Annotated in this window: 22 protein-coding genes; 8 read left to right on the top strand and 14 right to left on the bottom strand. The window is 40.2% G+C overall.

From position 1 onward, the window contains the following. Nucleotides 1–131: 131 nt before the first annotated feature. Nucleotides 132–2288 (top strand): ATP-binding protein, encoded by a 2157-nt coding sequence (locus HUS61_RS01350; RefSeq protein WP_175081885.1) that lies wholly within the window; start codon nt 132–134, stop codon nt 2286–2288. On the opposite strand, the gene HUS61_RS01345 is transcribed toward HUS61_RS01350, so the two are convergent. From HUS61_RS01345 to HUS61_RS01335, 3 genes are all read right to left on the bottom strand, one after another. Continuing rightward, nucleotides 2281–3678 (bottom strand): M28 family metallopeptidase, encoded by a 1398-nt coding sequence (locus HUS61_RS01345; RefSeq protein ID WP_175081884.1) that lies wholly within the window; start codon nt 3676–3678, stop codon nt 2281–2283. The genes HUS61_RS01350 and HUS61_RS01345 overlap by 8 nt on opposite strands. Before the next feature lie 91 nt (nt 3679–3769). Further along, nucleotides 3770–4867 carry a hypothetical protein gene (locus HUS61_RS01340; RefSeq protein ID WP_175081883.1) on the bottom strand — a complete coding sequence of 366 codons (1098 nt, stop codon included), beginning with the start codon at nt 4865–4867 and terminating at the stop codon, nt 3770–3772. Then, on the bottom strand, nt 4864–5703 hold the full coding sequence (locus tag HUS61_RS01335) for a hypothetical protein (protein ID WP_175081882.1): 840 nt from the start codon (nt 5701–5703) through the stop codon (nt 4864–4866). The genes HUS61_RS01340 and HUS61_RS01335 overlap by 4 nt, the downstream gene beginning before the upstream one ends. 308 nt (nt 5704–6011) lie before the next feature. On the opposite strand from HUS61_RS01335, the gene HUS61_RS01330 reads away from it, so the two are divergent. Then, entirely contained in the window at nt 6012–8501 is a 2490-nt protein-coding gene (locus tag HUS61_RS01330; RefSeq protein ID WP_175081881.1) for a TonB-dependent receptor, read from the top strand. Nucleotides 8502–8566: 65 nt separating this feature from the next. Then, nucleotides 8567–9667, top strand: coding sequence for a tyrosine-protein phosphatase (locus HUS61_RS01325; RefSeq protein WP_175081880.1), 1101 nt, complete (start codon nt 8567–8569; stop codon nt 9665–9667). A gap of 23 nt (nt 9668–9690) precedes the next feature. Here the strand turns inward: HUS61_RS01325 and HUS61_RS01320 are convergent, their stop codons facing one another. The 3 genes from HUS61_RS01320 to HUS61_RS01310 all read right to left on the bottom strand — a co-directional run bounded on the left by HUS61_RS01320 (nt 9691) and on the right by HUS61_RS01310 (nt 11893). Continuing rightward, the gene (locus HUS61_RS01320; RefSeq protein WP_130166392.1) at nt 9691–10599 is read right to left on the bottom strand and encodes a GGDEF domain-containing protein; all 909 of its coding nucleotides are present in this window, start codon (nt 10597–10599) and stop codon (nt 9691–9693) included. A 61-nt stretch (nt 10600–10660) separates the two neighbouring features. Beyond that, nucleotides 10661–11056, bottom strand: a complete 396-nt coding sequence (locus HUS61_RS01315) for a VanZ family protein (RefSeq protein ID WP_175081879.1) — start codon at nt 11054–11056, stop codon at nt 10661–10663. 3 nt (nt 11057–11059) lie between these two features. Next, nucleotides 11060–11893 carry an alpha/beta hydrolase family protein gene (locus HUS61_RS01310; protein ID WP_258539850.1) on the bottom strand — a complete coding sequence of 278 codons (834 nt, stop codon included), beginning with the start codon at nt 11891–11893 and terminating at the stop codon, nt 11060–11062. 157 nt (nt 11894–12050) lie between these two features. Here HUS61_RS01310 and HUS61_RS01305 point away from each other — a divergent pair, with 157 nt between their 5' ends. Continuing rightward, complete coding sequence (locus tag HUS61_RS01305; protein WP_175081877.1) at nt 12051–13898, top strand: ABC transporter ATP-binding protein; 1848 nt, start codon at nt 12051–12053, stop codon at nt 13896–13898. A gap of 74 nt (nt 13899–13972) precedes the next feature. Here HUS61_RS01305 and HUS61_RS01300 read toward each other — a convergent pair whose 3' ends face one another. From HUS61_RS01300 to HUS61_RS01290, 3 genes are all read right to left on the bottom strand, one after another. Then, nucleotides 13973–14389, bottom strand: coding sequence for an MAPEG family protein (locus HUS61_RS01300; RefSeq protein WP_175081876.1), 417 nt, complete (start codon nt 14387–14389; stop codon nt 13973–13975). A gap of 279 nt (nt 14390–14668) precedes the next feature. After that, nucleotides 14669–15409: an SDR family oxidoreductase gene (locus tag HUS61_RS01295; protein WP_175081875.1), complete on the bottom strand. Its 741-nt coding sequence runs from the start codon at nt 15407–15409 to the stop codon at nt 14669–14671. Nucleotides 15410–15438: 29 nt separating this feature from the next. After that, entirely contained in the window at nt 15439–15906 is a 468-nt protein-coding gene (locus HUS61_RS01290) for a MarR family winged helix-turn-helix transcriptional regulator (protein WP_220094649.1), read from the bottom strand. Between the two features lie 223 nt (nt 15907–16129). Here HUS61_RS01290 and HUS61_RS01285 point away from each other — a divergent pair, with 223 nt between their 5' ends. Beyond that, on the top strand, nt 16130–17329 hold the full coding sequence (locus HUS61_RS01285; protein ID WP_175081873.1) for an Nramp family divalent metal transporter: 1200 nt from the start codon (nt 16130–16132) through the stop codon (nt 17327–17329). A 229-nt stretch (nt 17330–17558) separates the two neighbouring features. On the opposite strand, the gene HUS61_RS01280 is transcribed toward HUS61_RS01285, so the two are convergent. The 3 genes from HUS61_RS01280 to HUS61_RS01270 all read right to left on the bottom strand — a co-directional run bounded on the left by HUS61_RS01280 (nt 17559) and on the right by HUS61_RS01270 (nt 21077). Beyond that, on the bottom strand, nt 17559–18785 hold the full coding sequence (locus tag HUS61_RS01280) for an amidohydrolase family protein (RefSeq protein ID WP_175081872.1): 1227 nt from the start codon (nt 18783–18785) through the stop codon (nt 17559–17561). Nucleotides 18786–18796: 11 nt separating this feature from the next. Further along, nucleotides 18797–20179: an amidohydrolase gene (locus HUS61_RS01275; RefSeq protein ID WP_062565285.1), complete on the bottom strand. Its 1383-nt coding sequence runs from the start codon at nt 20177–20179 to the stop codon at nt 18797–18799. Between the two features lie 112 nt (nt 20180–20291). Then, complete coding sequence (locus tag HUS61_RS01270; protein ID WP_175081871.1) at nt 20292–21077, bottom strand: hypothetical protein; 786 nt, start codon at nt 21075–21077, stop codon at nt 20292–20294. 357 nt (nt 21078–21434) lie between these two features. On the opposite strand from HUS61_RS01270, the gene HUS61_RS01265 reads away from it, so the two are divergent. Next, nucleotides 21435–21797 (top strand): DUF3718 domain-containing protein, encoded by a 363-nt coding sequence (locus HUS61_RS01265; protein ID WP_175081870.1) that lies wholly within the window; start codon nt 21435–21437, stop codon nt 21795–21797. Between the two features lie 52 nt (nt 21798–21849). Here the strand turns inward: HUS61_RS01265 and HUS61_RS01260 are convergent, their stop codons facing one another. Then, the gene (locus HUS61_RS01260) at nt 21850–22545 is read right to left on the bottom strand and encodes a DUF445 domain-containing protein (protein WP_175081869.1); all 696 of its coding nucleotides are present in this window, start codon (nt 22543–22545) and stop codon (nt 21850–21852) included. Between the two features lie 112 nt (nt 22546–22657). On the opposite strand from HUS61_RS01260, the gene HUS61_RS01255 reads away from it, so the two are divergent. Together HUS61_RS01255 and HUS61_RS01250 are read left to right on the top strand one after the other, a co-directional pair. Further along, the gene (locus HUS61_RS01255) at nt 22658–23518 is read left to right on the top strand and encodes a fructosamine kinase family protein (protein ID WP_175081868.1); all 861 of its coding nucleotides are present in this window, start codon (nt 22658–22660) and stop codon (nt 23516–23518) included. 228 nt (nt 23519–23746) lie between these two features. After that, on the top strand, nt 23747–23950 hold the full coding sequence (locus tag HUS61_RS01250; protein WP_175081867.1) for a CPXCG motif-containing cysteine-rich protein: 204 nt from the start codon (nt 23747–23749) through the stop codon (nt 23948–23950). A 39-nt stretch (nt 23951–23989) separates the two neighbouring features. Here the strand turns inward: HUS61_RS01250 and HUS61_RS01245 are convergent, their stop codons facing one another. After that, a complete protein-coding gene (locus HUS61_RS01245; RefSeq protein ID WP_175081866.1) occupies nt 23990–24616 on the bottom strand; it encodes a riboflavin synthase subunit alpha in 627 nt (208 codons plus the stop codon). Nucleotides 24617–24636 lie beyond the last annotated feature (20 nt).

Here is a 24636-nt window from a genome sequence, read left to right as displayed (position 1 = left end):
CTGAGTATTTGCAAGATGCAAGAGGCATAGTTGCATAATGCAATTCTTTTTAGCTATAAAAGCAAATCATTCCCACTTAAAAGAATGACATGCTAGACTAGTTAGGAATAAAAATAATAATAAACCCCACTATGAAACTTAAAGCCTCTGTAATTCTGTACTTTGCCTTATCAATGAACAGTGCTGTTGCATCAACACTGCAACAAAACATTGATGAAGCCAGAACAATCAGTGACTACCAAAAACGATATGACTATTTAAAAGCCATCGATAAAAAGCTTATTGAGTCTGCCAGCCTTGCAGAACAAGTCAGTTTTAACGTTAGATTAATTCACGTTCACATACACCTCGGCCAATTTCAACAAGCGCAAACTATCATTGATGAACTTGAAGCGGGCCCAAAATACAAAAAAGACTCCCCCATTTACAGCGAGTTGTATCTAGCGAAAGCGCGGTTGGCATATAGAAAAAGTGACTTAGAAACTGCAATTTATTTATCGCAACAAAATGTCGCCCTATTTCAGCGCTTACAACTTACCCATTATGAAATTGATGCCGTGGCGAGTCTTGTCAGTGCTTATCATAATGCTGGCGAGTATCAAGCAGCCTTAAACTTGCTTGAAGTTTATATTCACGACAACAATCGCGAATTAACCTTAAAGCAAAAAGAAATGCTCTATCATGGTTATTCGCGTAATCTTGAACAGTTAGACCGCTTAACGCTTGCACTCGAATATAAGCTAAAACGCCGTGAAGTTATTCAACAGATGTCGCCGTCTATCTCGTTACAAGCTGGTATAAGTTATTCAATTGCCCAAAGTTATTTAGATTTAGAACAATACGAAAAAGCAAAGAACGAGTTTATTATAGCCCTTAGTTTTGATAGGCAAACAGGTTCACTTTCTGATATCGGACATAGTTTAGTTAAACTATCCCAATGCGAATATGGGCTAAAAAACTACGATGCAGCACTTGAATACGCACAAGAGGCTCAACATGTGTTCGCAAGTTATAACAGCGCACGAAATACTGCCTGGGCAAACCATAATATTGCGATAAATTTGCTCGAAGTCGATAAAGCAACTCAAGCATTAACCATTGAAAAACAAGTGTTCACTGAACTCAAGCAAGACGATCACTTATATATTGATGTATTACTCACATTAGCAAAGCTATACATTGGCTCTACTGAGTACGAACAAGCTAAACATTTTGCTGAGCAAGCCTACAAGTTAAGCAACCAAAAAAATAAGCTGCAAAAGCAAGTCACAGCCCTAGAACATTTGATCACTGTGGCAGTACAACAAGCTGATTACAAACAGGCATTGTCGTATCAACGGACTATTACAGAGCTTGAAAAAGGCTTTGCCCGCAACAACTACAATCAACGTTTAGCGGAGCTGCAAAACTCCATTGCGATGCGCGACCGCGATTTGGCCATTCAAGATTTAAAGCTCCAAGACAATGAAAAAAGCCAAGCAATTGCCTCACAGCGCCAAACTATCTTATACAGTATTTTATTATTTAGCCTGCTTTTAGCTGTAATGGGCATTGCTTTATTAAGAATAAGACAGAGAAAACAGCTTATTGAACAGCGCCGAAATTATCTAGATAAACAAATCAGTCAACGTAGTAAGTTATTATCACAAGTTGCTCACGAGTTAAGTGGTCCATTAACCGGCTTGCGCTTACACCTTGAAACGCTCCAAGCAGGCTTAACTCAATTTAATGAGCTTACATACGAAAAACTCAATCAAAAAATCACCGATATGGCAACTTTAGTCACTGATTTAAATAAAATTTCACTTTTAGAGCAAAGCAGCTTTCAGCTCAACGTAACAACACTTAATGCAGCTGAGTATTTCCAAAGCTTACACGCAGATATGGCAATCCAGCTTGATAAATTTGAAGTGAGATTCTCACAAAATGTTGCTGATGAATTAAACTTTGAGTGCGATGCAACACGGCTTTCACAGTTATTTGCAAACTTAATCAGTAATTCGCTTAAGTACACAAATCACCCTGGTAAGATAAATTTGACGATTAGCCAAAACCAAACTCAGCTCTTAATCTGCTATGAAGATTCAGCCCCTGGCGTCAGTGACGAGAGTTTAGCAAAGATTTTTGACCATCTTTATAGAGTGCCTGACTTAAAAACAGTAAAACAATCAGGTTCTGGAATTGGGCTTGCGATAGTAAAACAAATTGTCGAAGCCCATAACTGGCATATTACTGCAGCTCATAGCGAACTGGGTGGTGTCCGCTATGACTTAACGATTCCTATTTAGTTGATTTGTCTGGCCATTCAAACGCGCCAACATCACCAGGAAAAACAACCGGTGATTCAATACCGTCTTTGTTTACAGCAGCAACACCAAAATAGTAGTTATCGATAACAACATTTTTCAGTGTTGCTTCGGTGACGTTGCCAACATCGCGGCTAAATTGCCATTGTGGCTCACTCGTGTAACGCCAATAGATTTTATAACTGACCACCGTTGGATCATCGCTTTTATGCCACGCTAATGTTGTACTTGGCTTTACTGCACCTGAAATACTAACGCCCGTTGGTGGCGCTGGAGCCCATGCCATTGAAGCCATTGTCACTGCATTAAGTGACGTTAATTTCGCCGCATAGGCAAAATCAACATGGTCAATGGTGTCACCGTAGGTAATACCATTTTCAGTACGCAAGTCTTGATGCTGTTGATTATAATTTTCATTGGTTTCCATTATACGCACAGCGGCAAAGCCAACATCGTTAAATGGACGGTGATGCCCTCCTCGACCAAAACGATCGAGTCGATATACCAACATGGTATCTAGATTTTCAATGTAGCGATCTGCGATTGTATCAATGTAACGCGCTAGGTTACGACTTGCAGAGTCAACTTCACCACCGGTAAAACGGCGTTTATGGGCTTGCTCTTTGGTTTCTATAACGCGAGTGCCTTCAGAGAAGATACGTGCAGTTGTGTTATCTGTTACTCCATTAATGCCGGTTGAATTACCAATCATGTCGTTGTTTAAAACACCATGAACACGCCAATTATGCTCTTGTGCATATTTAGCTAAAATTTTACCGCCAAACAAGCCTTGCTCTTCACCAGATAAAGCTGCATAAACAATTGAGCCATTAAATTTATACTTTGATAAAACACGCGCCGATTCCAGCACGCCAGCCACACCAGATGCATTATCGTTAGCCCCTGGCGCATCTGAGGTATAGTCCATTACATCAGACACTCTCGAGTCAATATCACCCGACATCATAACCATACGGTTCGCATCAACTTGACCGCGCTGAATAGCCACGATATTGACCACTTCAACAGGGTTTGGAATACGCTTTTCACCAGAAATAGTGTCTTTTACTTCGATGATTTCTAGGCAGTTACCGCAGGCTTTAGAAATCGCCTCAAACTCAGACTTGATCCAACGTCTTGCAGCACCAATACCACGTTTATTTGATTTCGTCTCAGAGAGAGTATGGCGAGTGCCAAAATCAACCAGCGTTTGAATATCTTGCTCTATACGTGTTTTAGAAACAGCATTTGCAATATCATGCAAAGCTTGTTGATCTTTATATTGAGGTGTTGTGGCATGAGCTGCCGAGATCAATAACAGCGATGAGCTAAACAAAGCACCCGTTGTTGTTATTATTTTACGCTTAAACATAGTTTCACTCCTTCAATGAATCATTAAAGGCTAACTAATATTTCATTTCGCGCAATAGTTATGAGTTAGAAAACAAATTACTAGGTTAAAACTACGGGCCAAGCTTTAATTTAGACGCTGGTAACTTCAAGCTATAACGATAGCGAGCAGTTCGCTCGTCCCTTTCACTATCAAAAAGATAATCACATGCCAATCCTTCAAGCACGCGTTGCAGCTCAGTTTTAATTTTGTTGCGGTTTTGATCTAAGGTTTTACCTTTTAAGCCTTCATCAAGATCACGTATCGCTTTTTGGTGACCACCATACTGCTGCATTAATTTGGCTAGCTGCTGGCCATTTTTATGATCAGGTTTACCCTGTGGCGGATTTAAATAAGCAGGCTCGGCTTCAAACTTTCTTTTTGCATACCAAAAATAATAAAGTAAAGGTGTCTTTGAAAGCCGGATAGGCACTCCATGGATAATCACTTGTTGATTTGCTAAGTCAAAGCATAACGCATCATCAGCCTCTGCTGCTTTTAATGCTTGTTCAATGTTTAAACCTTGCTTTAGGGCTATGCTAAACCAACATTGTTGCTGCTCTTTAAGCGATGCCAATTGTAATTCTTGCTGTGCCGTTAAACCCTTTATTAAACCCTGTTGCTTTAAACCATCAAACCAGCGTAACTCTTCAATAGCAGTGCTTAACTTATCTTCCGCAGTCATTAATTGATCGGGTATAGGTACTTTTTGCCTGTTAGTCTGGAGCTTAAATATAAACTTGAACAAATAATCAATAAGTAGACCTACTGCAGTAAATGCGCTTGCCCAAAAAGCCACCAGCCAATAGTTAAAGTTAACTGAACTATCAATGCTTGCATAGAGTGCGTGATTACCAAATAGCCAGTTAAGTGTGTCACTTCCTGAGAGCTGTATTTTACTTAGGTTTAATTCAGTCACAGTCAAAGACGCAACTAAATCCCCCGGTAGCTTTGATAAAAAAGTAATGTCATGCAAATCATCTAATAGTGAGTGGCTCATGCGCGAAAGTTCTTGGCTTTCATCTATGGCATTATTGAGTGAAGGGTTAACAACCTGAGGAAGCTGCTCTGCAAGTGTCATCATTAGTTGCTGCTTAGCATTTTGCCCAGATAAATAAATCAGCCCAAAAAAAATAAGTAAAAATAATACAAGGGCTTTTAAGTAATTCATCTTAGCCCCTTATCCAGACTATAAGGATGCGTGGTATGAACCTTTAACAGCCTTGACTGATATTGCTGTAAATAGGTTACAAGGGGCGGCGCTAAATCAGCATATTGATCATTAAGGTACCAAGATAAGGTTGATGAAACATGCTGTAAAGGCTGTGTTTTTGAAGCTGGCCAACGCTTTAATTGCCCATGGTGACCGACACTCGGAATAATATCGAGTTTTTCTGCCAAGAAATCATAAACCAAACTTTCTCTATTAGGGTAAAAAACCAATTGTGCATTATCAAGCCCATGACCAAACTGTTTTAATTCACTCATAGGGGCTAAATAACCAGACTCACTGCGCTTGTCTTCGAGTAAACCTATTCGTTTATTTTTTAATGAATTTGCTGAAAGCTGCATATTGTCTTGATGTGAAAACCACGAAACCTGATAACTTGGCAAGCTTAATATTGCTGTATAAAAATCATCCCAATTTGGCAGTAGACCACTTAAGGCATAATCACGATTTAGAAAAAGTGCATAATTGTCACTGAGTAATTGTTCTGTACTTAGCATTTCTCTGGGTTGCCAAGACACAGTGACAGTTTCAAAACTCTGCTTAGCGAGCAACGTATCACATAAGGTCTGCGCAAACTCTTCAACCTGCCAATTGGTCGGCATATAAATATGAAAATGCTTTTTACCACTCGTATTTTTTACTTTGCAGCTGTAACTGTATTGCTCTTTTAAAACCACAGGCTCAATTGTTTGCTGGCTTAAAAACGCCATTGTAGGCAGTAAAACCAGTGTGGCAATAAGCAATCTTAAAATAGTGAAAACAAAAATACGTGGCATTTTTTATTGTTAAAAGTGTCTTTTAAGTGACTAATTTATAGCATTTGTATTACAAACTTATGAAAAGCGTTTGGGTTAGTTTATTTGTCATAAAAACATCAAATTTAACTTTTCACGTCCCCTTATTTGGTTAAGTAAATTAATCAAAAAGACATCTCTAAAAATTACCAACCCATTGTTTAATAAACACAAAAATTTAAAAGATATCCCTGTATTTTATATCGATGCCGGTTTAACCAAACTGCAATATTTCTATTCCATTCTTTGCCCAACTTTTTAAAACATCCAAAATAACCCGGAGTATTCAAGTGACACCATTTGCTCGAAATCGATTAGCGGCTTGCGTAGTACTTGCCTGTTCATCGTCATATAGCTATGCAGCACAAACAAACGACTATAACGAAATAGAAGAAGTTGTTGCTGTTGCATCCCCTATCAAAGACAGCCAAAAAGCAGCTATTATGGCAAAGCAATCTGCCTCTAACTTTGTTGATATTGTTGCTGCTGATACCATTGGACGCTTTCCTGACCAAAACTTAGCGGATTCATTGGGTCGCGTTCCAGGCCTTGCTATTGAACGCGATCAAGGCCAAGCACGCTATATAAACTTTCGCGGTGCACCGTTTCGTTACACCACAATTGCCATAGATGGCATGACCATTCCTGGCGCTGAAAATGGCCGTATTCCGCGTTTTGACAGCTTCCCGTCTGTTATTACTAGTCGTTTATCTGCCAATAAAGCAATTATGCCTGATATGCCAGGCGAATCGATTGCTGGTTTTATTAATATCGAAACTTTTAACCCGTTTGATGTTGAAGGTTTCTCACTAGCCACTGATGTAGGTTTAGGTAATCAAGCATTAGGGGATGGCGATATTAGTAAGTTTTCAGTGCGAACATCATGGTCTGGTGAAAATGTAGGCATTAGTTTATTCGCATCACAAAACAGCCGTGAACAAATCACGGATAACCGCGAATTCGACTTAGAACAAGTGGATTCAGAGCTTCTAGTTAACGAACTTGATATGCGTAGCTATAAAGTAAAACGTGAAGACGAAGCCTATGGTGGCCGATTTGAATATCGTCCGAGCGATTCAATGAACAGTTTTTTCTTCAGCACGCTATACAGTAAATTCCAAGATCATGAAGAGCGCAACCAGTATGTGTTTGATTTTGCAGGCGGTGCAGAAGCTGCGGGCAGCAACCTAGCTGCAGGTGAAACAGGCACAGGCCTTGCCATGGTAAGCCGCTCTTTAGAGTATGGTTTGTATGAGAACTCAACATGGACCAACACACTTGGTGCTGATCTCCAGTTAGGTGATTGGTTTTTAGAAGCGCGTACAAACTTCACAAAAACCGAAAACGATGTGTTTTTACCCCTGCCTTATAGTTTATATGGCGCAGCGGTCGCAAGCTATGATGTAACAGATATTAACGACCCTCTTGTCACACTTGCACCAGGCACTTCCCTTAATGATATAGATTATGGCTACGAAATGCTGCTGGTTTACGGCAGTGCGTTATCGATTGATAGCTTGCAATTTAAACTAGACGCAGAAACTGACTTTACTTTCGCAGGGCTTAACAACACCTTTAAAATGGGGCTAGGCCATGACCAGCGTGAAGCACAGGGCTATGGCACAAATGGTGGCATGGGATCACTATATGGGATCAATCCAAGTGACTATGTAACTGATCAAGCGTGGCATACAGATTTCACAAACAGCATTAACGGCACTTACTTCGACAATAAACAGCTTAGAGCAGATTTAGAAAGCGCATCAGGTGGACTTACAGTCACCCCAGATAACGCCAGCAAAATAAATATTGATGAAAACATCACTACCGCCTATGCCATGGTGACCAATCAATTCAAATGGGGTTCTTTAGTCAGTGGGGTACGTATTGAAAGTACTGACTACACCAGCAGTGGTCCAGAAGGAGAACATTCTGATACCTTCACCGAAGTATTACCGAGTGTGAATTTAAATGTTGATTTATCTGATCAAGTTAAATTCAGAGCCGCACTTTCAACGGGTATGAGCCGCCCTACTTACAATGAATGGCGCGCATCAGCATCGATTGATACCACAGAGCAAACCATCTCGGGGGGTAATCCGTTCTTAGAGGCAGAGTCTTCATATGGTGCTGATATGTCATTAGAGTGGTATGCAGGCGATGCAAGTCTTGCTGCAGTAGGCGCTTTCTACCGACACATTGATGATGTGATTTATGCGGATACGACCTATGTAGATGCAGGTAACTACATAAGTGAATTTGCCGGTGAACAATGGAAATACACAGGGTTTATCAATGGTGACGAAGGTCACTTCCAAGGTATCGAGCTTAACTTTATTGGCCAAGCCAGCGATTTTATCTCTGAAAGTTGGGATGGTTTTGGTTTCTCTGCCAACCTAACCCTCTTAGACAGTGAATTTACCACGCTTTCAGGTAGCAGCTTTAGTTTACCAGGCACATCAGACATGATTTTCAACAGCTCTGTTTACTATGAAAACGACCTATTCTCCGCGCGATTAAATTATCAGTATCGTGATGATTGGTTATCAACCACAGAAAACGACAGCATGGGTGAATATTGGGCAGCACAGACCCGTTTAGACCTTTCACTGAGTTACACATTAGCAGAGCCTGTGTATGGTTCAGATGTGAGTTTTTACGCAAACATCAACAACCTTACCGATGAAATTGACGTGCGTTACATCGGCACAGAAGCCACCCCTAACCAAATTGAACGCTACGGCCGCCGTTATATGGCGGGTGTTCGCATCAACTTCTAACCTACTTTTGAATTTTCAGCTCAGAGTTTAATCGCTCTGAGCCGAGTAATAACTAAGGAATAACCATGAAAACAATATTTAAAAAGATTGCCATTGCTGCTTTAGTCTCATCAACACTTGCAGCTTGCACAGCAACTGCGCCTAAAGTCGCTATTGAATCTGCGCAAACTAATTTTAATAATGAAAACTACCAAATTAGCTGGCAGCAAGATGTCCCTGCAGCTGTTGATGTGCTGGTATCAACAACACCCGATTTAACGAATGCAATACTCATTGCTGATGATATTACTACCAATGTATTTAATTGGTCACCAAGTGATGAGCATCAGCGTTACTACTTTTTTGTAAAACCAGAAAATGGTGAAGTAACTATGACCACAACGCGACTAATTCCACTTGAAGGTGGCCGTAACTTCCGCGACTTAGGCGGCTACAAAACCCAAGATGGCCGCACTGTAAAATGGGGCAAAATTTACCGTTCTGGGGTTTTAGCGAATCTAACAAACGACGACTATGCGCTTATCAATAGCTTAAATATCGATACCCTTGTTGATTTTCGTGCTAATTCAGAGCGAGATTCAGAAGTGACAGTGTGGGCTGCTGATAAGGTCGAAATCATCGACCGTGACTACGAAATGGACTTTGATATGGGACAAATCGGCAAAGTGCTTCGTGACCCTAACCTAAGCCGTGAAAAGCTCGAAAATGTGATGGTACAAATGTACCCGCGAATTGTAGAAGACCAAAAGCAAAACTACACACAAATGTTCGACCGCTTAGTAAATAAAGACGGCGGTTTATTGTTCCATTGTACGGCAGGAAAAGACCGTACAGGTATCAGTGCTGCATTGATTTTAACTGTGCTAGGCGTTGATCAACAGACAATTATGAATGACTATCTTGCATCAAACGACTACCTTGATTTTGAAAATATGCTTGCTGAAGACACTGGCAAAATGGACCCAAAATATGCAGCAATGATGCAGTTTTTTGCCAGCCTACCAAAAGAAGTAGCGATGCCACTTAAAGGGGTCACTCAGCCTTTACTTGAATCTGCAATTGAGAGCATGGAGCAGCAACACGGAAGTGTACTTAATTACATTCAAGCTGAATTAGACGTAAGCGATGAAGACATTCAAATCCTGCGTGCCAAGTACTTATTGTAAATAACACTGCGTTCACTCCAAAGTTACCCTGTGCTTTTAGCGCCGGGTAACTTTATTCCTTCATTATAAAACACCATGCGATTACCCCCTTCATACTTTGCTTTGTACATGGCTTTATCGGCACACTGAATGAGATATTCTGCGTCACCATAATGCTCGGGGAACAATACGGCACCAATACTTGGCGAGTAAATAAGCTCTGCATCGTTATAAATTAAGGGTTGGCAAATCTCAGCTATCAATTCATCAACCATTTCGATGACGTCTTTTTTGTGTTTAATGCTATTGAGGATAACTACAAACTCATCGCCACCTAAGCGCCCTACACTGTCTTCTTTTTTGAGAACATGACGAATACGCATGGCAATGGTTTTTAATAGTTTGTCGCCAGCGCCATGACCATGAATATCATTAACTTGCTTAAAGCCATCAATATCAATAAACAGTACTGCAATCACAGTTGAAATGGTGTTCGCAATCGACAATGATTCTTCAAGCTGGGTGGTTAAGAAACTGCGGTTGGGAAGATCGGTCAGAGGGTCGTGCCCTGCCATATAAATCAATTTTTGTTCAAGCTTTTTTTGCTCTGTAATGTCATAAGCAATAGCCACTCTGACTTGTTTTTCTTTAGACCAATAAACAGACCACAAAACGTGCACTACTCGGCCATCTTTTCTAACCCAGCGGTTTTCAAATCGTGGGTGCTGATCATTAACCACTATTTGATTAATGGCATTGATGGTTTTGGCTCTGTCTTCTGGATAGACAAAGTCGAGCATGTTTCTATTGATGGCTTCTTCTGGCGCGTATCCGAAAATTGTTTCAAAGGCTGGATTAGTAAAAAGTAACGTGCCTTTGGCATCAACTACGCATACTGCATCGAGTAGAAGCTCAATAATGTCTGACAAATAATCCGAGGTATCTTTGTTCATACGCAACTTTTAAGCTAGGTCTACACTGAGTATAGACGAAACCTAACAAGTCACTGAAAGTTTAGACCTTAGTTGGATATAACTTTTTGCAAAGCCAAGCTGAAATAGCGCTAAATACCGCAATACCCGCAAAGTCAGCAATTAAATCGACAAAGTCTAGCGTTCGAGATTCGACAAAATTCTGGCTTAGCTCTTCTAAAATCACAAATGTACTAACAATCAACACTGCTAAATAAATAGGCCGCCCAGCAACGTTCATTGTTTTAAACTTAAAGGCAAGATTGATGAATAGCGTAAGTAGTCCAAATAAACAAAAATGCCCCAACTTATCACCGTAAGGAATTGCCGCAACGAGTTCGAAAAACACCGACTTTTGCCCAGTATTGGCAAGATAGATAACCCAACCAATAAAACCAAAAAAGCCGATAGCAATTAACACAAGAATACGTTGAAACATCTTTTATGGCGCCATATGAGAGGTTAAGAATAAAAATTGATAGGCAATCACTTTATTCCAATAGTGCCAGTCATGAATGCCCGGACGTTCAACATAGTCATGGCGGATGCGCATTTTTAACATCGCCTGGTGTAGCGCTCGGTTTTGCTCAATAAAAAAGTCATCAACGCCTATATCAAGCATAATAGGTAAGGTATCCGCGCCCCTTTTCCATGCCGTATTGCCAGCAGCAATTTTATGGAGGTTGTTAATAATGGCAATGCTATCCCATTTTTCTTTGTTTTCAGCGTAACTGCCTAGTACTTTTGCAAGGTCAAACTCTGCACTAAAGGGCCTAACATCAACCCCAGCAGATATTCCTGAAACTGCAGCAAACAGGTTTGGGTGATTTATTGCAATGTGCAAAGCACCAAAGCCCCCCATTGATAAGCCTGTGATTGCACGGCCACTTTTAGACCGGTTGGTCGAATATTTAGAATCGATATAATTTAGTAAATCGTCTGCGATGTAGGTTTCGTATTGCGAGCTTTTGTCGATATCAGAATCGAGATACCACGAACCAAAATTGCCATCTGGATTAACAATGATGACATCATATTGGTCTGCCAGTTTTTCAATGTTTGTCAGCTTAGTCCAATCGCTGTGATTTCCACTGTAGCCATGTAATACATAGATAACATTGTATTTTTTTGAGTCCTGATAGCCATCAGGTAATGTCACCGTTACAGGTTTCTCGATGCTGGTTTTTTTTCCCTTAAATATGTCGGTGTCGGTTTGGTAGGCACAAAGCGGTAAGCTAAAAACGAGGGACAGCGTACAAAGCAACTTTTTCATCATTAATTCCTTTTTCTTATTATATTTTCATTTCTCACACTAGATGTAAATAACTGAATAGTTGATAGATTTTAATCTTAGTTTTTAAATTAAATGAACTGCTAAAAAACCACTCAAATGATATAGTAAGACCACTTTGATTTTTTAAAAAGCGTCGTCTATGTATCGTTTATTTGAGCGGATGACTAATCCGTTTCCTAAAGAGCAACCCTCTCAGCCACCTAATAGCTTATTTGCTTTTTGCCGTCATTATACACGTGGCATGGAGCTTTCATTGCTGCTGATGTCGTTAAGCGCCGCTGCACTAGCAATTTTAGAAGTATCGCTATTTAGTTACATGGGGCAACTGGTCGATTGGCTTGGTCAATACACCCCAGATACCTTGTTTGTTGAACAGCAGGCTGAGCTTACAAAAATGGCGATTATGTTGCTGGTGGTGTTACCTATTGTTGTGTTCTTTCACTCAGCGGTGTTACATCAAGCGCTGCTTGGCAACTATCCTATGTCTATCCGTTGGTTAGCACACCGTTATTTGCTTCGTCAGAGTGTTAGTTTTTATCAAAACGAATTTGCCGGCCGTATTGCGACAAAAGTCATGCAAACCTCATTAGCTGTTCGTGAATCAGTGATGAAATTGCTCGATGTATTAATGTATATCGTTGTCTACTTTGGCGCCATGGTGTTTTTGGTCGCAGAATCTGACTGGCGTTTAATGTTGCCATTATTGGTTTGGTTAGTTCTTTATGCCGCTATTCAAATGTATTTTGTACCTAAGCTAAAAAAAGTAGCCAGCTCGCAGGCTGATGCACGCTCAGAAATGACTGGCCGTGTGGTTGATAGCTACACTAACATTTCTACTATCAAATTGTTCTCCTACACACAGCGAGAAGAACAATATGCAAAAGATAGCATGGATGTGTTTTTACAACCGGTATATAAGCAAATGCGCTTAGTTACTAGCCTAAACTTCTCTATCAACACGCTAAATTATTTATTGGTATTCAGTATTGCAGCCCTCTCTTTGTATTTATGGTCAATTAGCGCCATCAGTGTTGGTGCTATCGCCATTGCGGTGAGTTTATCATTGAGATTAAACGGTATGGCACAGTGGATCATGTGGGAGATAAGTAGCCTATTTGAAAACATTGGTACTGTTGCTGATGGTATGAAAACACTATCAACACCGATTGAAGTGGATGATAAAGAAAATGCGAGTACCCTTGCAGTTAATGATGGGTCGATAAGCTTTGATAATGTGCAATTTAACTATGGTAAAGCTGCCAACGAAACCCATCGCGGCCCTGTTATCAATGGCTTAAATCTAGACATCAAACCGGGTGAAAAAATAGGTTTAGTCGGCCGCTCTGGTGCGGGTAAATCTACCTTAGTGAATTTATTACTGCGTTTTTATGATGTTGACTCGGGCACAATTCGTATTGATGGTCAAAACATCGCTGAGGTAAGCCAAGAAAGTTTACGTAAGCACATAGCGATGGTGACGCAAGATACCTCGCTGTTACACCGCTCAGTAAAAGATAATATTCTATATGGCAGGCCCGATGCTACTGAAGATGAAATGCTTGCGGCCGCAAAGCAAGCAGAAGCAATTGAGTTCATCGAAGACCTAGAAGATAGCAAAGGCAATAAAGGCTTTGCCGCACAAGTTGGTGAACGCGGTGTGAAGCTTTCTGGTGGTCAACGTCAACGTATTGCTATTGCACGAGTGCTTCTAAAAGATGCGCCAATTCTTATATTGGATGAAGCAACCAGTGCTCTTGATTCTGAAGTTGAAGCCGCGATTCAAACTAGCCTAGACGATTTAATGACTGGCAAAACTGTAATTGCCATTGCACACCGTTTATCAACTATTGCGCAAATGGATAGGCTCATTGTACTTGATGAAGGGGGTGTGGTTGAACAAGGCTCTCATGAGCAATTAATTGCCCAAGGTGGCATCTATGCAGCCTTATGGTCACATCAAACCGGTGGCTTTATCGGCGTTGAGTAGCTAGTTTTTCACTATTAAAAAAGGCATTGAATGAGTATTCTTTCAATGCCTTTTTTATATGTTAGCAATGCTGTTTAAATCAAACGTAAACCAATCAGAATGAGCATCACAATATTTGCCAAAGCAGCGATTAAAAAGAAATAGCTGCGTGGGCTTGGATTCTTCTCAGTAGCCACACCATAATACAGCAGCATATGAATGATTCTGGCTATCACATACATCCAAATACACAGTGCAAATGCGCTGCTGTTCAAGTTTAAAAAGAACCCCAGAAATACGGTACCTAAAAATAACGGGCTATTTTCTAAGGTATTCATAAATGTGCGATGTGAACGAAACACAAAGCTATCATGACTTAATGAATTATCGAGTTTACCAGGCACCGCATTGGGTTGCTTGGCTTTTGTGACAGCTGCAACTATCCACTGAGTAGTAAGCATAATTAGATAAACATACATAGCCGCATATGCTGAAAAAGTAAGTTCAGGCATTTTCATTTCCTTTTCTATAACAACATGAATGCCTATTCGTTGCAAAAAACCAACCAATTTAAAGCACTGATTTATAATTGGTTATTTATATGATTTAGTTTCTGCAGTACCAATTGTTCGCAAAGTGTATAAATTTTACAGTGTTGCTGAGCAATTTATGAAGTAAAAATAGATGTGAGTATTATTTGAAACTTAAAAAACTAAATTTATTTTTACAGGTCGCTAAACTAAAACGGTGCTTTAAAAAGCACCGTTAGTTTTGCTGTACGTTTATTCAAATTATTGAATATAAGCACCACCACAAACAGGGTTGTAAGTGCCTGTGATATGACCACTTTTCTCGCTTGCTAAATAGCGCACTGTGTTCGCAACATCTTCAGGTTGAGCAATTTTTTGAGTTGGAGTGTGTTGCCTAATCATTTCTTTAAACTCTTCTGGCGCTTCTTTTGTTGCATCTGTTTCTACAAGACCTGGCGCAACAATATTTGAAGTGATCCCATAAGGGCCAAGCTCTTGAGCCAAATATTTATTGAAACTATCAAGTGCGCCTTTTGCAGTACCATGGGCAATAAAAGCGGGTGCTGGCATTTCTGATAAAGTACTTGATATAAATATTAATCGACCAAAATGTTTTTCTTTCATTACCTTAGCTGCAAGTTGAGCTGTATTGTAAGCCGCAAACATTTCATCATTTAATTTTTGAGAAAATTCTTGCCAAGTTTGATCAAGAAATGGCTTCGAAGTAAAACTCATATTCGCATTTGAGATAAGTGCATCAACTCCGCCATGCTGGCTAATATTGTTGATCATTTCTTCAACTTGAAGTGGATCTCGGACGTCTGCTTTAACAGCAAAAGCCTCACCACCATTTGCGATAATTTCATCAGCAAGCTTGTTTGCAACTTCTGAGCTATTTACATAATTAATAAATACTCGGTAACCCTCAGCAGCCAATGCCTTTGCGCAAGCTGCACCAATACCACGCGCACCACCTGTAATTAATGCATTTCTTTTAGACATACTAATTCCTTATTAATAAAAAATATAATTTAAGATTTGAGCAAAGATCGAAGATTTGAGACAACCTTAACTAATAGCTCTTGCGATTCATTTAAACCTTTAAGATCAATATGATTTTGAGAATCATCTAATACACCCTGAGCAATTTTTGTGCATTCGCTTACAACATCGAGTGACTGCTCTGTCAGGTTAACCAATTTAGTACGGCTATCTGTTTCCGACTTAACTCGCATAATCCAGCCATTTTTCTCTAATACTTCTACTGAGCGGCTTACGCTTGATTTTTCAAGATACAAAATGTCACAGATTTGGCTCTGTGATATGGAGCCATATTGCTTTAAAGTTAAGATCACTCCCCATTGTTCCGCAGTGATATTTATACCTGCCTGCTTAAACCGAGAAGTTAAAAGCCGATTAAATAAACGACTCGCTAAACCTGTTAAATGTCCCATAGAGACCGTTAAAGGCACTTCTGCTTGGTGTTTATTGTTTTCCAAAAGCATTCACCACATATAGTTGCATATACAACAAAATAACTTAAATAAGACTTACTTGCAATTAGCATTATTCAATTTTCTTAAATTTCGATTAAGGTTAACCTTGTTGCTATTTCTACTTTACCGCAACCTTAAGAGCCTTTACCCTTACCTATTGATCATTTTGTGGTATGAATAATATTCCCCCACAAAAATACTAAAACTCTAATAATAAAGGTTTTTTATGCGTTTAGGTCCCGGACTTCTGGTCACCGCTGCTTTTATTGGCCCAGGTACCATCACCACGGCAAGTGTTGCTGGTGCTAATTTTGGCTTTGCTCTTATTTGGACGTTATTGTTCTCTGTCATAGCGACTATTTTGCTGCAATCTATGGCAGCTCGTCTTGGTGTGGCTACTGGGCTAGATTTAGCCTCTGCACTTAGAACCACCATTCAAACACCGGTATTTAAAGCCTTGGCTGTAATATTAGTAATAAGTGCGATTGGCATTGGCAGTGCAGCTTATGAAGCTGGTAATCTGACTGGTGCAAGTTTAGGACTGCAAGAAATACTACCTTCTGTAAGCCCATTACTCAGGACTCCCCTTATTGCAATTTTAAGTGCAGTTCTTTTGTACACTGGCAAACATAAAGTCATTGAGGGTGCGTTAATTGTTTTAGTGGTGTTGATGAGTTTAGTGTTTATTTCAACGCTGGTGATGGCGGCTCCGCCACTTGGAGAAGTGCTAAAAGGATTTATACCTAGCTTACCTGATAATTCTATCACCACGGTACTTGCCTTGATAGGCACAACAATTGTGCCCTACAACCTGTTTTTACACTCTGGGGTACTTGCAGAAAAACACGATAGTTCAAAAAATATCGACAAAGTTATCAAAGAAACAAACCTTGATACCGGTATTTCGATAACTTTAGGTGGCATAATCACGTTAGCTATCTTATCAACAGCCTCTGTGGCATTTTACGGTACCGATGCAGGTAAAATTTCAGCGGCCAATATGGCTGTGCAGCTTGAGCCACTTCTAGGTGGTATGGCTCATTATTTCTTTGCTATCGGTTTATGTGCTGCCGGGCTTACTAGTGCAATCACCGCACCACTTGCGGGTGCCTATGCTGTATGCGGCATGCTTGGTTGGTCAACACAAATGAGTGATACACGTTTTAAACTGGTTGCTATTACTATTCTTGTTTTTGGTGCACTGGTCGCATCGCTTGGGCTTGACCCGGTTGCGGTTATCATCTTTGCGCAAGCTGCCAATGGTTTATTACTGCCAATTGTAACCTGTTACCTTGTGTGGTTAGTGAATCAAAAATCGGTGATGAAAGGCTACACTAATTCGCTGTTACTTAACCTTGTGATTGTGCCAGTAATACTGCTTATATTTGGCCTTAGCCTTTATAAACTAAGCAATCTAATTTTTTAGCTTTTACTTTGAAAAATAAGCATTATACCAATTAGCTTAATTAAGTGAGCTATTTTGAGGCAATAAAACCTAGTTGATAACAAGGCAAAAATTTCGTTATTTAGTTGTTCTAAATGAGAAATTTTTAACGCAGGTAGCGACAGGTTTAATCCCTCAAAATGTTTAAGTATTATTGCTGATTGGTATTAAAAAAGGCCGCAAATTTGCGGCCTTTTTAATGCTTAAACGCTTATTTAGTATAAGCGCGTGGCATCGCTGAATCAGTTGTATAACGATCGCGTAGTTTGTCTTGACGCGCTTCGGTTGAAACCTCTTCACCGTTGATCCACATTTTGCTTACGTGTGAGTTTAGCTCAAATGGATCTGCAGACCACATAACTAGGTTTGCACGTTTACCTTTGGCAATTGCGCCTGAGTTTAAACCAAAAACATCAGCAATATTGCTGGTTACTGCGCTAAGTGCACCTTGTTGGCTCATACCGTATGACACGGCATTACCTGCATCAAAACGTAATTGGTATACATTGTGGCTTGAGTCACCTGCAACACCAATAATGACTTTTACACCGGCTTTTTCAAGCTTACCTGCGTTAGCAAGGTTTGCATGTAATGAGTCAAAGCTACCCGGTAAGTTAGCCATAGAACTGATGATCACAGGAACATCCGCTTTAGCTAGAGCATCCGCAACCACAACAGCATCATCACCGCCATGAATCACTAAATTGATGCCATAGGTTTCTTTTAGCTTTACAAGTTCATAGATGTCAGATGCGCGTTGAACACTCGCAATCAGCGGCATATCACCCGAAAGCACAGCTGCTAGCACTTTTTGCTCTGTTGATGGCTCTTTTTTGTCATCTTTTTTAGCAGACTTTTCGCCTTCAAGTTTGTCGATAAGTGTTTTCATCGACATAGCACGTGAGCCTTTACTCTTTTCGCCTAGGTGAACAACAAGCGCAACTTGCTTTTTATTTACGCTTTCAAAGCTGCCTGATAGATCAACTACAGATGCAAGACCCGCAAAAATACTGTCACCGCCGTTTGGTACAATGACATCTTGAGTAATGCCGCCTTTGCGTGCATAAGGAATTAAGCTACTGCGTGGGTTGAACGCAAGGCTTGGATCAAAATCAATGCCCGCTTTGTCGTCACCACCATCGCGCGACCCTGCAACAGCACCCACTTCGACTAAGCCTAATTGGTTCATAGTACCAATAAAGCCAGCAGTCACGATTTGGCCTTTTGCATCAATGGTTGTATCCGCGTTGATAGACGCAGGGTTAATAGCAACAATTTTGCCATCTTCAATAACAACGCTTGCGCCTTCAAGTACGCCTTGCTCTGTTGAAGTGTGTAGTGTTGCATTTACAATCGCTACCGATGCAGCACTTGCTGTCGCAGAAAATAAGCCAGCAGCAACAAGTGACAGCTTTAATGATTTAGTTAATTTTGTCATCAATGTTACTCCTATTTTTGACCTAGCATGAAATCACTTTGTGCTTGGTATTTATCATCGTTACGATCATAAACTTTGGCACCATCGATAAATACTTGTTCAGCTTTCGCATAAACACTGAATGGGTTTTGGTTCCAAATAACCACATCAGCTTGCTTACCTGCTTCAAGTGACCCTGTTTTATCATCAATACCTAGCGATTTAGCCGCGTTTGAAGTGATCCACTTAATTGCGTGTTGCTCAGAGATGTCATAGCCCACATCATTTGCGCGATACATCACTTTACCGGCTTCTTGGTTTAAGCGTTGGATAGTTGTATCAGAATCAGAGTGAACAACGGCACATGAATTTTTAACAGCATCTACAATTGCTACGTTCTCTTGAACCATGTCGTAGGCTTCCATTTTAAAGCCCCACCAATCAGGCCAAAGTGCCGCACAGTTACCGTTCTGGGCAAGTAAATCAGCAATTTTGTATGCTTCAACACCGTGATGGAAAGTACCTGAGTGATAACCGAACTCTTTACCAAGGTCGATCATCATGGCCATTTCTTCTGCTTTATAACAGTGGTTATGGATTAAAATGTCACCTTCTAACACACCAGCTAGCGTATCTAGCTTAATGTCACGGTGAGGTGCTGCAGGGTTTTTACCCGCGGCATAATCACTTTCGTATTTATCCCACTCGCGTTTGTACTCAGTCGCTTCAATCCACGCTGTGCGATAGCCCGCCATGTTACCCATACGCGTTGATGGTAAAACACCTTTACGGCCATAAACACGTTTAGGGTTTTCACCACATGCCATTTTTAAACCATACGGTGCTTCAGGGAATTTCATACCTTGCATTGTGTGCGAAGGAATGTTTTTAAGTGTTACACCGCGGCCACCAATTAAGTTTGCTGAACCTGGTAGAATTTGTAATGACGTAATACCGCCTTCACGAGCACGGTTAAAACCAGGATCTTGTGGCCATACTGAATGCTCAACCCATACTTCTGCAGTCACAGGGCTGGTCATCTCGTTACCATCTTGGTGAGATGCCACCGATGGAGTTGGGTATGCACCTAAATGTGAGTGCACGTCAATAATACCCGGTGTTACCCATTTGCCTTGTGCATCAATTGTTTTATCAGCTTGAACAGAAAGGTCTTTACCTACTTGTTGTACTTTGCCATCAACAAAGAATACATCTGCGTCATCTAAACGTTCACCAGTGCCGGTTAAAACAGTGGCATTAGTGATTAACGTACTTTGTGATGCAAGTGGCTGATAAGTGCTAGGGTATGGGTTTTTGTTAATTGAGACTTTTGGATCTTGCGGGCCATTGTCTTGGCAGCCCGCTAACGCGACACCAAGCGCCATAACCAACAAGGATGGTGCAAATTTCTGCATTCTTACGTTCCTCTTTTTTATTATTTAATTACTTTAACTAATTGTTAATTCTAATGCGAGTAAACGAGGCCAGTCACCAATATTCAAGACGAACAACCAGCCTCACAGAACGCTATTTCTTTATGTAGTTGTTATATAACTGCTCTAACGCACCTTCGGTCGTTAAGCTCGGATCTTTGTTGATAAAATGTTTCACAGTTCGAGTTACAAAGTCTGAGTTTTGCTTATGCTGCTTGGCAAAACTCTTAATCAGTGAATCAGCATCGTTAGCTGCGGTTACTTTTTCGTGTCGATGGCGGTATTGACTCAATGCTCGGTTAAAATCGCCATTATAATCTTCTACCACCAGCTTATAGAATTCTGTTCTGTCGACTTGTAAATCATTAATGCAGTAATTAAGCGCGTCTTTAAAGTCATAAAAGACTTTGCCTTGCACATCAAATTCGGCACGCTTCTCACGAATAGTGACACTGGCATCTTCAGTTGCATAGCTGAAACCTTGAAATGCAAGTCGCTCAGCTGCCTCTGCACCTAACTTCATGCCTGCTTTAATACTGTGCACAAACTCATCACTCATATCGTGAAGTTCACTCTCATGCCACATGTGATAAATTCTCAGCGCTTTTGCATATTTTGTTGAGAGTTTCTTTTTAAGCTTTGTCACTCGCCCATCAATAGTCAGCACTCGTTCGTTATGCAGTAATGCAAAGCACTCATAACATGCTGGAATTGATATAAATTCAGCCTCTTCGCCTAAATCTATAATACTTTGTAGCATATGCAGTGGCGGACAAAAATCTCGCTCAGTTGCTTCACAACCACAATAAAAACATTGATTAAAGTGTTTTGATTCAGATGCATAGGCTTGTTGATAATAGCCTGCTAATTTTGTGGTCACTCATGCTCCTTATACTCTGATTAGCCTTTTAAAGAAAAGCTAGAGTTAATACTTAAATGTAACAGCTACGTAAAAATTAAGCCTTTAATACGAGCCAAAACACGTTTTAAAAAATAAATGAAAAAAAATTTCAGCCTATTTGTGTCAAAATTCACACTTTAAAATAGCACTTATCAAGCGGTTAGTTTTACTTGTTCACATCTACATACTTACTTACATCTTGTCGATTTTCATTAACAGCAATTGTTCTTGTTTAGCGTAATACTTTAAATGTGCCCAGCAAACAGGAAGTGTGAAGTATCCAAAAAGCGAGGTCGCACATACTAAACGTAATACGGACAACAACTGGAGAGAAAGATGAATACGTTAACTACAGCACTAGGTACAGCATTAATTTTAGGTTCTTCATTAGCAGCAACTAATGCAGGTGCAGCACAATTTGTCGCAGCAGATAACTCGCCTGGCACGCAAGCTTGCATGGCCATTGCTTCTAACAAACCATTAAACGTATCAAGCACAATGCGCGATCTACGCTTAAGCAAACGAGTAATGACAGAAAAACTACTTTGCAATGATATGACGACTGATAAGTTTGCAAGCACTTATGGTTTTCATAACTCTGCGAAATACTTAAATTTTGAAACAGCAACTAAAACAAGTATTCAAGATATTGCTAAAGTATCTGATGACACGGTGATTGTTATTGCTGGTTCTAAATAATGATGAATTCACTGTAGCAGGTCTTTAAAGGCCTGCTACAGTTTCTTCTTCGTTAAACGAGCGCAGCTATCAGGCCAAATAGGCCGCCAAATACCCCACCCCAAATCACTAACCAACCTAAATGTTCTTTGATCATGGTTTGAATAATATCTTTCACCATGGTTGGCGTAAGCTCATTCAGACGCTCATCTACTAAACGCTCAACAGTACTGTGCAATGAGCCACCAAGATGAGAGTTGGCAAATAGCTTTTCATCAAGAATGGTTTTAAATTCGTCGCTCTTAGAAATATCAATCACCGCCGCTTTCATTTTTTCAATAAAGGGCTCTCGCATTGGCTCGAGCGCATCACGGCCGCCAAACATCGACAGCATGCCACCAAATTGAGAGTTTTCTATAACCTCAATTAAAGAGTCATAAGCCGGACTTAAATTAACTTCACTGATCACAGGCTCTAAATCAATATTTGGCTTAGCGAGCGCCATGACCTGATCTATTTTCTCTTCGGCGAAGAACTCGGTCATGATCAGGTTACGAATAGCCACTTTAAAAGACGCAAACTTTAGAGTGATAACCCCTGAGCCGTATAAAAATGGTACTTTTTCGAATAGCATGTGAATAGCAAGCCAGTTAGTTACTGCGCCCGATAACGCAAATAAACCAACAGAAAGCACAATTGCTTGTTCAAATAAAAATCCGACTAATACTAAGGCAAGCGCCACTAAATTAGTAATGAGACTTTTATTCATCTGACCCCTCATAAATACTTCGATAAACTTTAACAATATTAACGCTATGGGTTTGTTAATTCATCGTCTTTTTGCCATAGTTTAATTATATGGTTAAAAGGTGAACAAAATTATGTGGAATTCGGTGAATGAACAGATTAGCCAAGCGATGCACTTTGATTTTAAGCATACCTTTAAGCGCCAATTACAATCACCCAATAACGACAAATACTTCCAAATTGGTGATGATCTACACCACTTTTTTGTGAAAGTCGCTCACTTGAGTGATCTGGAGCGCCTAGAGTGCGAAGCCTTTAATCTTGAGCTATTAACCCAAGAAAGCTTATTTATGATCCCAGATTGCATCACCACAGGTTGCAATATTGAGTTTTCATTTATCGTGCTTGAATGGTTAGAGCTTGATAAACAGCCCCATACCAATTGGCATGAAATGGGAGAACACCTTGCCCATTTACACCAAAAGCATACCCAAGCTATGTTCGGCTTAGATAACGACAACTTCCTTGGCCCGACTCTACAACCAAATCGCTGGCACAAAAAATGGGATGTATTTTTTGCTGAAGAGCGCATTGGTTGGCAATTACAGTTATTACAAGAAAAAGGCATTGAGCTTGTCAATCAAGACACCTTCATCGCTTTTGTTAAAGACGCACTGCATAGCCATGTTGTAGAGCCTTCGTTATTGCACGGTGATTTTTGGCGTCGAAATATGGGCTTTTATAATAATGTACCCAGTGTATTTGACCCTGCTTGTTATTATGGTGATCGGGAATGCGATATAGCAATGAGTGAGCTTTATGCGCCATTGCCTGATAGCTTTTATGATGCCTATAACGATATCTACCCATTGCAGGTAGGTTACGAGCAACGTAGAGCCATCTATCAACTATACCCTATGCTCAATAATGCCAATATATTTGCTGGGCACTATCTTACTGAAGCAAAACAACAAATTGATCAGCTACTGAAATAAGCGAGAATTCACTGTAAAAGGAATGTCACAAACCGCTAAACACAGCTATATTTAGCTTATAAAGCGTATTAATAAAGATGCTAACCGAATTGGTAGCACTACGCTTACATCTATTCGGTTAGTGAGTTATATCAATCTAATTAAATCTAGATTCATTTTTGATGAGTTAGGGTTTAACGAAGATTGCAATTTAACGAACTCAGGCATGCCTGATTAAGGTAAAAGCTGATGAAAGACCAATACACACAACGGATTTCATGCCCTCACTGTGGCCACCACATTCATGTTTCACTTGATGCAAGCGACGGTGACCAAGATTACTATGAAGATTGCGCAGCATGTTGCAATCCCATTCATTTAAATATGCATATAGATTACGCACATAACAAACTCGAATTACATGTCGATAGTGACGACGAGCAAATTTTTTAATTTGCTCGTTTTTATACTTATTTAGCTCGTTTATTGTATTTATTTTGCTTGTTGCGAGAGATAATTTTCGACCGTGTTGATAATGGTATAAGTTTGCTGATCAACTTCGATATTTAACTTATCACCCTCGCGGTAGTTATCGAGATTGGTAATAGAGAGTGTTTCTGGGATCAGGTGTAGCCAAAATCCCTGCTCATCAACTTCACCTACAGTGAGGCTTGCCCCGTTAACGCTCACAAATCCCTTATAAAGCACGTATTTTTGCCACTCTTTTGCTAATGCTAATTGCATTTTACAGTTATCTTGATGGTGGTTAATTGAAAGTATCTCGGCCATACAATGAATGTGACCCGACACGATATGCCCGCCTAATTCAGTCCCAAAAGTCACTGAACGTTCAAAATTCACCGTATCATTGACAGCCAGCATACCTAGGTTGGTTAACTTCAATGTTTCATCAATCACATCAAAATTTATAACACAGCAGCCTTTCGTGTCTGATGCAAACTTCACCACGGTTAAACAACAACCATTAATAGCTATGCTCGCGCCGATATTCAAGTTTTCAGCATATTGCTGATCTACTTTTAAAGCTAGCCTCAGTACACCGCCTTGGTTAGTAGCGTCAACCACAACGGCTTGCGTTTGCACAATTCCAGTGAACATCGCTTTCTCTTTTCTTCATT

The sequence above is a fragment of the Pseudoalteromonas sp. 0802 genome (genome assembly GCF_013350085.1).
Taxonomy (GTDB): domain Bacteria; phylum Pseudomonadota; class Gammaproteobacteria; order Enterobacterales; family Alteromonadaceae; genus Pseudoalteromonas.
Note: the sequence above shows the minus strand (reverse complement) of the source record. Positions and strands in the feature narration are given on the sequence as shown.